Below are 10,760 nucleotides of genomic sequence, written 5' to 3'. Positions count from 1 at the left end.
AAATCAAGCTGCTGCTTAATCATGACAGTATATAGCAGTCCCGCCTCATCGCGCGATCGCCGATCGATCTTCTTTTTAACGATGACAGCACCCGTTGGAAACAGCATCGATTTTGCCGACATCATTGCCTCAGTTCCAATCAGTTAGCCGCCTATCTTTTACCCGCGATCGCCTTTAGTGTCGCTGCCTGCTTTATCTGGCGCAGTTGGCTTCAAAAAGCACTCGCGATCGTGATGGTAGTGACAAATGCTTACTGTTTGCAAGCTACATACGCTCGTGGTGCGTGGGTTGGCGCGATCGTGGGGACTTTTGTTGCTGCTGCTTTAGTTTATTATTGGTTGCGACCGACGTTACCTAAATTTTGGAAATCTTGGGGATTGCCGCTAGCATTGGGCGTGATTATTGTCCTCGGCGGGCTGATAATGTTAGCAATTCCGATGTTGCGAGATCGCGTGTTGAGTATTTTTAGCGGTAGTAAAGATAGCAGTAATAACGTCCGGCTGGAAGTCTGGAAGGCAGTGGGTAAAATGATTCACGATCGACCCCTATTCGGCTTTGGGCCGGGAGATCGAGTATTTAAGAAGGTTTATCCTATTTATCAAACTAGCCCCCGCTTCAGTGCCACAGGTGCCTACTCAATCTTTCTCGAAACGATCGTCGAAATTGGTTATCTGGGGTTTGCCTGTCTGATCTGGGCACTGCTAGTAACGTTTAATTGCGGGATTCAAGGTTTGCGTCAATTGCGCGCCATCAGAGATCCACAGGCTTTTTGGTTGATGGCGGCGATCGTTTCGATGGTAGCTGCCCTCTTTCAAGGAGCTACCGATACTGTTTGGTATCGCCCAGATATTCAAACTTTGTGGTGGCTGACAATCGGGATCGTCGCTAGTTTTTATCGAGGTGTGGCGGAAAAAGATCTAAACGCGCTCCCCAGTCCCGATCTCCTTCCTATATACTCTGTCGATGCCTAACTTTTTTGCCCTGATTCCCGGCTCGAATTGGCAACATCCCAATCCTCAGCTTCAAGTTCCGTGGAAGTTTGCCAGAATTGGCTTCTTAATTTTTCCAGTATTACCAGCACTGGCAGTGTTCCCGATTTTTATTGCCTTAGTATTAACTTGGGCGAGAGCGAGAGCAGAAATTCTCCGCCATCGGTTAAATTGGGGATTAGCTGCATGGGCAATCTGGTCGATTTTTGTTTCGCTATTTGCCGTTTCTCCAGGCGATGCGCTGTTGGGGTTGACGAATTTGTTGCCTCATTTCGGCTTCTTTGCGGCTTATAGCGTGCTGATTCAGACAACCGCACAATTACGCCAGTTGGCTGGGATTTTCTTAATATCTGCCATTCCCATTATTCTGCTGGGGTTTGGTGAGTTATGGCTGGGCTGGGGTAGTGAGATTGCCGTAATGGATACGCCGATTCGTTTGTGGGGACTGAATCCTGGTGGTAATCCCCTCGGACGGATGGCATCGTTATTCGGCTATGCTACCGGATTAGCTGAATACTTGCAAATGGTGTTTATTATTGCCCTGGGATTATGGGTGGATACTTGGGAAAATCGGGGTGATGACGATCTACAATCTTCGTATCATAAAGATCCCCAGAAAACCTGGAAATCGCCCAGGTTAATCTACTTGAGTGGGTTTTTGCTAATTTGTGGAGTCGCCTTAATTTTCACGAGTTCGCGATCGGCATGGGGTGGCGCGATCGCGAGTATATTAATATTTGCAGTCTATCTGTCCTGGTATTGGTTGCTCGGTTTGGTTTCTGCGCTGATGGCAGTCATTTTGAGTTCGGCATACGCACCATCGCCATTAAAAGAACCCCTCCGGGCGATCGTCCCCCGTTATTTTTGGGCGAGAATTACCGATGAAATGTATCCAAATCGTCCCGATGCGCTGACGCGGATGGCTCAGTTTAAATTTGCCTGGAAACTCACCCAAGAACGCCCGATTACTGGGTGGGGAATGCAGAGTTTCGGTCAGCTATATCAAGCTTACAGCGGCATTTGGATCGGTCAACCACACAACATTTTGCTAATGCTATCATCTAGCCTCGGCATTCCCGCAACGATCGGATTAGTGGCGATCGTCGGTTGGGTAATCGCGCGCGGCACGATCCTATTTCTAGATTTTCCGATCGACTGGCGAAATTCCCGTACCATCTATTTTACCTTTCTTCTGGCGTTTGGAGGGTTTATCATGTTTAACATGACGGATGTAACCCTGCCAGATCTGCGTTTAAATACGCTAGCTTGGTTATTACTGTCGAGTATTTATGGGTTAGTTTATCAGTCCGAACTCTCGATCGCTCGCAGATAAATATCATTAAATTAATCCTCGGACTATTTTGGATTGTGCGAACTGGAATCTCCGTTGAAACAGCGATCCGACGTTTATGTCGTCTAAGAGGAAAGAAATTCTGGTTGAGTGTGTTGGGTTTCATTCTTCAACCCAACCTACACTAAAACCTAAAACCTAAAACCTAAAGCCTATCCCCTCGTGAATAGTAAACAGCAGCAAACTTACTACGAAATTTTAGGCGTGTATCCAAGTGCAGATCCGATCGAAATTCGTCGTGCTTATCGGGAATTAAGTAAAAAATATCATCCCGACACCACGATCTTAGCTACCGCCATTGCCACGGTCAAATTTCAAGCCTTGAACGAAGCCTACGCCGCCATCAGCCATCCCGAACGTCGATCGGCTTACGATTTAGAGATCGGCTACTCCCGGTTCTTCGTAGCTCAACCTCCCCCCAACTTTCACACATTCGCACCCCGTCCGAATAATTATCGCTCTTCAGCATATCTCGACCCGAACGATCGACCCCTATCTGGCGGCGAAATTTTTGCGGTATTTATGTTAGCGGTTACCTTCATCGGCTGTCTGGTATTAGCAATCGCGATCGGCATTATCAGGGGAGAATTAGTAATAAGTTAATTACGCTCGACAAAAGCAAACTTTAAACCTCGACATTCGAGATCGTCCAAAATGCAATCGTAAGCCTCCAGATCCCAGAGCGTCCACTTAGCAGTATCTTGCGGATCTCGACCGGGTAAAATTGCGGGATTGGCAGCTAAAAACTCCTTTAAGCTGTGGATAGTTTGACGGGCTGCGCTCGGCTCATGCCAGCGGGTTTGGGTGGCAAGAACGGCAATTTCAGCACGCATTGCTGAAGCGAGCACCGCATTACCTTCGCCTTCGGCTTCCTGGAGTAGCATTCGATAGCCTTTCGTATCTTTATAGATAAAGTTATTTAATTTTTTAACACCCAAATCTTTAGTAATCCGATCGAGTTGGTTTAGTAATTGGGGTACTGTGGTGCCGTAAACCAATCCTTCCGATCGAACATCCATTGTCGTCGGTAGTGGGGCGATTGAGCCATGTTCGCGTTCGATTGTCAGCCAGTATGCCATGAAATTCACATGCTATTGCTACCTCTATAGCGTACCCAGCCCGATCTCCAAATGATTCAGATTGGCTGAAGATATTTTTAAATTCGCTTAAAAACACTCCCTTCCCAGTGACAACTTAGGCATTTAGTAAGGTGGTGGATAGTGAATAGTGAATAGTGAATTACAGATGTCTATTGCTTGAGTGGGAAGGAAATATATCAAAAAAATGGGAGCATAGTTTTTGAAAACTACACTTCCCATTATTCCCGGTTGAATTTTACAATCTATGCAGGTAGTAAGACTGTATCGATAATGTGAATTACACCATTATCAGCAGCAACATCTGGAGTTACAACTTTAGAATCATTAATTTTGACACCGCTAGATGCATCAATTTTTACTTCCGAACCTTCAACTGTTTTAGCAGATTTTAGTTTGACAACATCAGCCGCCATTACCTTCCCTGACACGACATGATAGGTCAGGATTTTGGTGAGTTTGGGAATGTCTTTAAGTAATGCTTCGACAGTACCAGCGGGTAGTTTTGCAAATGCTTCATCTGTGGGTGCAAACACTGTAAAAGGCCCTGCACCTTTTAGTGTGTCTACTAATCCAGCAGCTTTAACGGCAGCAACAAGGGTCGTAAAAGAACCTGCACTGACGGCAGTATCAACTATATCAGCCATGATAATTACCTACTCGATTTAGTGTATACCTCGTCAATGTAACGCACTTTTAACAAAAAGGGACATTAGAATCTAAATTAATTGAGAATAGATGTAAAAACGGCGACATTTTAATTATAAATTGAGTAAATAGTTAAAATTCAAAGATTAATGTATAACGTGTCACATCCGATTAAATATTTGTTCGATCGAAACTAAAAATATCTCTCTATCTTTAGAGAGATGTCATAGGTAAATTTCGTGAATTTATTGGCAGATCGGCAATAAACCACGATCTTGAGTCGATTCGGATCGGATAATGGGGATGGCAACTACGATTTAGCATCCGATCTCGGTTTACTAAATGCAACCTGAATTGCCAAACCGATTAGTCCGATCGCAATAATCCCACATACCGCAGTACCCAATGCTGTCGAACCCACGACAAGCGTGCGTACCGCAGTGGCAATATTTACCGCCATATTTGTCTTTTGAACCATTGGTTTGGTTGCAAAAGTTGTCGCAATTCTGCTAGTCATCGCATACATGGCGATCGACATCGTGCCAGCAATTAACGCCCCAGTCAAGCACCGCAGTGGACTGGGTAGCGTAGTTTCAGTTGGATTAGTTTGAGTCATAAAAATATTCGATCGAACGATTTCTAAAATAACCTTGTTAGATTGATATTTTACCTTTCCCCTTTCTTAAACCACATGCACGCCACGATCGCAAAACTGAGTGACAAATAATTCTAAATCGGGATCGGGGATAGCGGCGCGAACTTGATGATAGAGGGTATCGGCTTGCGATCGGGAGGCTGCTAGACTAAATACCGTCGGGCCAGAACCAGACATCATCGTGCCTAAATTAGGATGACGCTGGAACTCTGTCCGTAACTGGCTTACTAATGGATAAGCTGGTAATACTGCTTTTTCTAAATCGTTATATAACAACGATCCAATTTTAACAGGATCGCCAGCGACGATCGCCCGGACGAGATCTCCAGAGTGGACGTGATGAGATCGATTCTCATTCTGAGAGGCTACGCCAACGGCTAAACTAGCAGGCGACTGAGCGTATTCATGCCCAAATTCTTGTCGATAGGTAGTATATGCCCACGGTGTCGATACCTCTAAGCTTTGATATTTACCCAGCACCACATAAATCCCTTCTAGGCTAGTTAGGGGCGAGATGACATCCCCTCTACCCGTGGCAATTGCTGTGCCGCCAGAAATACAAAACGGCACGTCAGCACCCAACCTTGCCCCCAATTTTTGCAAGTCGCTTTGGGTGAGTCCTAATTCCCATAATAAATCGATTCCCACTAAGACAGCCGCCGCATTGCCCGATCCGCCTGCTAATCCTGCCGCGATCGGGATATGTTTGTGTAAGGTAATTTCGACTCCGCCATATTCTAGAAATGCTTGGGGAAATTCGTGCTGCATTAATTCCGCTGCACGATAGGCTAAATTCGTCCGATCGAGCGGTACATTAGGATGTCCGCAATGCAGGATAATATTATCAGTGCTAATAGATCTAATTTCGATGCGATCGGCTAAATCTACTGCCTGCATAATCATCACCAGCTCGTGATAATTATCGGGTCTAATTCCTAAGATTTCTAAATGAAGGTTGATTTTAGCTGGAGCGATTAGGGTATAAGATTTCATTTCTAATTCTGGCAGGAAAATACCACAGCTTTCTTACCCTATCTTTGTTCTGGCGATTTGTCTATAGTTCTCGCCCTGCCTGCTTTTCAGTCGATCTGTCACTCTGCTGGATCGATCCTCATAATTTTTTCATTTTCGATTACTTCATGCTATATTTTAGTAATAATGAGAAAATTATGATAATATGTTTAAATCGAATCGAGCCTGGGTTCTATTGAAGTATGCTCGTGCTGTGCCGATCGCTCTTTTACTCGGAGTTTCGTTGTGTGGGTGCGTGCAGACTACTCAGCAAAGTCAACTACCATCCAATCCTACCGCTACGACTCCCGCTCGGACAGATAAAAAAGTCGTTCTTGCCACGTTTACAGTGCTAGCAGACATGGCGCGTAATGTTGCTGGTGATAAGGTAATTGTCGAATCGATTACCAAACCAGGGGCTGAAATTCACGGCTATCAGGTTACACCCAGTGACTTAGCGCGGGGACAAAAAGCCAGTCTAATTTTGGAAAATGGTTTAAACCTAGAACGGTGGGCCGATCGATTCTACAATAGTTTACCAAAGGTGCCACACATCACATTGAGCGACGGGTTCACACCCGTGAGTATTTCCGAAGATAGCTATAAAGGTAAACCCAATCCTCATGCTTGGATGTCGCCGCAAAATGCTTTAATTTACGTTGAAAATATTCGTAAAGCATTGAGCAAACTCGATCCACCTAATGCGGCAACCTATGATACTAATGCTAAAGCATACAGCGAACAAATTAGATCGATCGATCTCAAACTCAAAACAGCAATTGCCGCTGTACCACCTGACAAACGCTACATCGTCAGTTGTGAAGGTGCCTTTTCTTACATTGCCCGTGATTATGGATTAAAAGAAGTATATCTGTGGGCAGTTAACGCCGAACAACAAGCCACCCCAAAACAAGTTGAAAAAGTAATTAATATTGTCAAAGAAAACAAGGTTCCGGCTGTATTTTGTGAGAGTACTGTCAACAACAAAGCACAGCTTCAGGTAGCCAAAGAATCGGGTGCTAAGTTTGCTGGAGTGTTTTATGTTGACTCATTATCTCCTGCCGATGGCCCCGCATCAACTTATCTTAAACTATTAGAATATAATGTCAATACTTTAATCGAAGGCTTGCAAAACAAGTAATGATAGATAAGTTGGTAAATTAGGGAATGAAATTATATATAAATTTTTAAAACTATGAGCGAAATTAGTATTGATGTTGAAAATGTAACAGTTGCATATCATGGTAAAGTTGCCTTACAAAGTGCCTCATTACAACTTAAACCAGGCACAATTTGTGGTTTGATTGGAATGAATGGTGCTGGAAAATCAACATTATTCAAGGCAATTATGGGATTTGTCAAGCCTGCTAGTGGGCGAATCTTAATTAATAAATTACCAATTCGTCAGGTTCAAAAGCAGAACATAGTTGCCTATGTACCTCAGTCAGAAGAAGTAGATTGGAATTTTCCAGTTAATGTTCATGATGTGGTGATGATGGGGCGTTATGGCTATATGAATTTACTCCGAATCCCAAAAGCTCACGATAAAAGTGTTGTGAGAGAAAGTCTAGAGCGAGTAGAAATGTGGCAAATGCAAGATCGCCAAATTGGTGAGCTATCAGGAGGACAAAAGAAGCGGACTTTTTTTGCACGAGCATTGGCGCAAGAAAGCACAGTATTACTTTTAGATGAACCGTTTGCTGGAGTGGATATCAAAACCGAGAAGATGATGATTAATCTCTTAATGGAGTTGCGTCAGAAGGGATACACAATTTTGATTTCTACCCACGATCTAGCTTCGATTAAAACTTTTTGTGACCAAGTGGTATTAATCAACCGGACAATTCTGGCTTACGGTAATACCTCTGATGTATTTACAGAGGAAAATCTATCTCGAACATTTGGTGGATCGATTAGCGATTTATCACTAACAAAGAGTTTTTTAGCGCGAGAAGATCGCTAAGACTAGTCAGTTCATTAATAATTTAGAGTCCTATTATAAAGCATCAGCTATTAACTAATTATGGATATAATTCAATGGTTTGCCGCACCTTTACAGCACGAGTTTATGGTGAAGGCAATCTTAGTCAGTGCCTTAGTTGGAGCTGTTTGTTCGGCTCTTTCTTGCTACATGACTTTGAAAGGTTGGGCGTTAATGGGTGACGCGGTTTCTCATGCAGTCATGCCTGGGGTGGTAATTGCTTACATTCTGAATATTCCGCTAGCAGTAGGCGCGTTTGCATTTGGGGTGGGTTCGGTAATCGCGATCGGATTTGTCAAGTCAAAGACGAGAATTAAAGAAGATACCGTGATTGGGCTGGTGTTTACTGGCTTCTTTGCTTTAGGATTGGTATTAATTTCTAAAGTAAAAAGTGAGATCGATCTCACCCATATTTTATTTGGTAATGTACTGGGTATTTCTAATGATGATATTATTCAAACTATCGTCATTAGTGTCATTACGCTGGGAACCCTAGCAATTTTACGTAAGGATTTAATTTTATTTTGCTTCGATTCGACCCACGCTCGATCGATCGGCTTAAATACCACTTTTCTATATTACGTCTTATTATCATTACTCTCTCTTACTGCCGTCGCCGCACTCCAAACCGTCGGGATTATTCTCGTCGTTGCAATGTTAGTTACACCAGGTGCAACTGCCTATCTATTAAGCGATAGATTCGACACGATGACGTTAATTGCGATGGCTTCGGGGATATTTTCCAGCGTCATCGGTACGTATATCAGTTATCATATCGACGGCTCGACAGGCGGCTGTATTGTTGTTTTACAGACTCTATTATTTATCGTAGCCATGATTTTTGCACCCAAACACGGCTTGTTAGCCAAATCGCGGAATTCCAGATCGGTTGCAGTTGCAGACAGTCAACATTTAGACAAATAATCTAGCGATCGAACGTTGACAAATGGAACAGCAATTGAACACTTTTAAATCTGTCCGAGATGCTTATCGATTGCTTCAAGAATTGAGCGCGCCACTCCATTTAATTCAGCACGTAAAATTAGTTGGCGAAGCAGCCGAAATACTAATTTTACAGTTTCAACAGCTCGATCTTGGATTCGACTTAGATTGGATTAGATTGGGTGTAGCTTTCCATGATACTGGTAAAATATTGCATCCTTCAGAACTTGTCGAGAAAGGTAATCGACATGAAGCCGCAGGCGAGACTCTACTACTATCGCAAGATATCGATCCGAAAATTGCGCGCTGCTGTAGATCGCACGGACAATGGCAACAACTAGAATGTAGTTTTGAAGAACTAGTTGTCGCGCTTGCCGATAATTTGTGGAAAGGCAAACGCAATCGCGAACTCGAACATCGAGTAATTGGCAAAGTTGCCCAGATGCTCGGTAAAGATTACTGGGATGTATTTGGCTGTTTGGAAGATAAATTTGAAGAAATTGCCACGAGCGGCGATTCGAGACTCGCGCGGAGTCTTGTCTTGATAATTTAAAACCGATTTCTAGCGATCCCCAAACGTAGCTCGACAGAGCAAAAACCGCTAAGATCGATATTAGCGATGTTCTCACCACAGAGGCTGCGCCTAGAGATTACTCGGACAAAACATAGAGAACATGCGTTTAATTTTAATGACTGGTAAAGGTGGCGTAGGTAAAACCTCTGTCGCGGCGGCAACTGGATTGCGATGTGCAGAACTAGGACATCGTACGCTCGTGCTGAGTACCGATCCCGCTCACTCGCTAGCAGATAGCTTCGATATGGAAATGGGACACGATCCGCGTGAAGTTCGTCCCAATTTGTGGGGTGCGGAACTGGATGCACTCAAGGAGTTAGAAGGTAACTGGGGTGCTGTAAAACACTATATCACCGATGTATTGCAAGCGCGAGGGATGGAAGGGGTACAAGCTGAGGAGCTAGCGATTCTACCAGGGATGGATGAGATCTTCGGACTGGTGCGAATGAAGCGACACTTTGATGAAGGTATTTATGATGTGCTGATTATTGACTCTGCACCGACTGGGACTGCCCTGAGACTGCTGAGTTTGCCTGAAGTTGGTGGATGGTACATGCGGAAGTTTTATAAGCCGTTACAGGCGGTTTCTGTTGCGCTCAGACCTTTAGTAGAGCCATTCTTCAGACCGATCGCGGGTTTCTCGTTGCCGAATAAGGAAGTAATGGACGCACCTTATGAATTTTACGAGCAAATCGAGGCGTTACAGAAGATTTTGATGGACAATACTGTATCTTCGGTACGGTTAGTTACTAATCCAGAAAAGATGGTAATTAAAGAGTCGCTCCGCGCTCATGCTTATTTGAGTCTGTATAATGTGTCTACAGATTTGGTTATTGCTAACCGCATTATTCCTGAAACCGTTACCGATCCATTCTTTAAAACTTGGAAGGAAAATCAAGAAAAGTATCGCCTCGAAATTCACGAAAATTTCCATCCATTGCCTGTCAAAGAGGTACCTCTGTATACCGAAGAATTGTGCGGTCTCGAAGCATTGGATCGCTTGAAAGAAACTCTCTATGCTGATGAAGATCCCAGTCAGGTTTACTATAAAGAAACGACGACGAGAATCGTGCAAGAAGGAAATAGTCTCTACAGTTTAGAACTGTATCTACCCGGAATCGCCAAAGATCAAATTCAACTCAATAAAACTGGCGATGAATTGAATATCCGGATTGGCAACCACCGTCGGAATATGGTGCTACCACAGGCTCTAGCGGCACTCCAACCGACTGGTGCGAAGATGGATGAGGATTATCTCAAAATTAAATTTGCTTGAGAGGGTAAGCTGTCAGACATTTAAATCACATACTAGATTTTTTGAAAGCGGGGAGGGGGGAGCGGGGCGAGAAAAGTGCGTTCTTGGGCGCGAGCTTTGTGGGGGTAAGGTCGAGGGGAGTGTTACCACTCCGCCCCTCCTATCCGAAACCGAACATGAAACTTTCACTTCATTCGGCTACTCAACGTGTTTTCCATTTGTCACTACGGACTTCCTACTGCCATCGCTGGCAGTTT

Annotated in this window: 12 protein-coding genes; 8 read left to right on the top strand and 4 right to left on the bottom strand. The window is 44.0% G+C overall.

From position 1 onward, the window contains the following. Nucleotides 1–233: 233 nt before the first annotated feature. The 3 genes from RMO79_RS16210 (at nt 234) to RMO79_RS16200 (ending at nt 2,943) form a co-directional block, all read left to right on the top strand. Entirely contained in the window at nt 234–971 is a 738-nt protein-coding gene (locus tag RMO79_RS16210; protein ID WP_310484212.1) for an O-antigen ligase family protein, read from the top strand. Beyond that, a complete protein-coding gene (locus RMO79_RS16205; RefSeq protein ID WP_310484210.1) occupies nt 964–2,322 on the top strand; it encodes an O-antigen ligase family protein in 1,359 nt (452 codons plus the stop codon). Before RMO79_RS16210 ends, RMO79_RS16205 begins: the two co-directional genes overlap by 8 nt. Nucleotides 2,323–2,502: 180 nt before the next feature. Then, complete coding sequence (locus RMO79_RS16200; RefSeq protein WP_310484209.1) at nt 2,503–2,943, top strand: J domain-containing protein; 441 nt, start codon at nt 2,503–2,505, stop codon at nt 2,941–2,943. Here the strand turns inward: RMO79_RS16200 and RMO79_RS16195 are convergent. From RMO79_RS16195 to ispE, 4 genes are all read right to left on the bottom strand, one after another. After that, the gene (locus tag RMO79_RS16195) at nt 2,940–3,428 is read right to left on the bottom strand and encodes a hypothetical protein (protein ID WP_310484208.1); all 489 of its coding nucleotides are present in this window, start codon (nt 3,426–3,428) and stop codon (nt 2,940–2,942) included. The two genes, RMO79_RS16200 and RMO79_RS16195, sit on opposite strands and share 4 nt — an antisense overlap. 254 nt (nt 3,429–3,682) lie before the next feature. Next, nucleotides 3,683–4,084, bottom strand: a complete 402-nt coding sequence (locus RMO79_RS16190) for a fasciclin domain-containing protein (protein ID WP_310484207.1) — start codon at nt 4,082–4,084, stop codon at nt 3,683–3,685. Between the two features lie 311 nt (nt 4,085–4,395). Then, nucleotides 4,396–4,701, bottom strand: coding sequence for a DUF3082 domain-containing protein (locus RMO79_RS16185; RefSeq protein WP_310484206.1), 306 nt, complete (start codon nt 4,699–4,701; stop codon nt 4,396–4,398). Between the two features lie 66 nt (nt 4,702–4,767). After that, complete coding sequence (gene ispE, locus RMO79_RS16180) at nt 4,768–5,733, bottom strand: 4-(cytidine 5'-diphospho)-2-C-methyl-D-erythritol kinase (protein ID WP_310484205.1); 966 nt, start codon at nt 5,731–5,733, stop codon at nt 4,768–4,770. Nucleotides 5,734–5,917: 184 nt separating this feature from the next. On the opposite strand from ispE, the gene RMO79_RS16175 reads away from it, so the two are divergent. From RMO79_RS16175 to RMO79_RS16155, 5 genes are all read left to right on the top strand, one after another. Further along, nucleotides 5,918–6,892: a metal ABC transporter substrate-binding protein gene (locus tag RMO79_RS16175; RefSeq protein ID WP_310484204.1), complete on the top strand. Its 975-nt coding sequence runs from the start codon at nt 5,918–5,920 to the stop codon at nt 6,890–6,892. Nucleotides 6,893–6,946: 54 nt separating this feature from the next. Then, nucleotides 6,947–7,714, top strand: coding sequence for a metal ABC transporter ATP-binding protein (locus RMO79_RS16170; protein ID WP_396136612.1), 768 nt, complete (start codon nt 6,947–6,949; stop codon nt 7,712–7,714). Nucleotides 7,715–7,774: 60 nt separating this feature from the next. Beyond that, nucleotides 7,775–8,656: a metal ABC transporter permease gene (locus RMO79_RS16165; protein ID WP_310484203.1), complete on the top strand. Its 882-nt coding sequence runs from the start codon at nt 7,775–7,777 to the stop codon at nt 8,654–8,656. A 22-nt stretch (nt 8,657–8,678) separates the two neighbouring features. Beyond that, on the top strand, nt 8,679–9,227 hold the full coding sequence (locus RMO79_RS16160) for an HD domain-containing protein (protein ID WP_310484202.1): 549 nt from the start codon (nt 8,679–8,681) through the stop codon (nt 9,225–9,227). A 121-nt stretch (nt 9,228–9,348) separates the two neighbouring features. Continuing rightward, nucleotides 9,349–10,524, top strand: coding sequence for a TRC40/GET3/ArsA family transport-energizing ATPase (locus RMO79_RS16155; RefSeq protein WP_310484201.1), 1,176 nt, complete (start codon nt 9,349–9,351; stop codon nt 10,522–10,524). Nucleotides 10,525–10,760: the final 236 nt, after the last annotated feature.

This window comes from Chamaesiphon sp. VAR_48_metabat_403 (assembly GCF_031422475.1).
Classification (GTDB): domain Bacteria; phylum Cyanobacteriota; class Cyanobacteriia; order Cyanobacteriales; family Chamaesiphonaceae; genus Chamaesiphon.
This window is presented reverse-complemented; position numbering and strand designations above follow the sequence as displayed.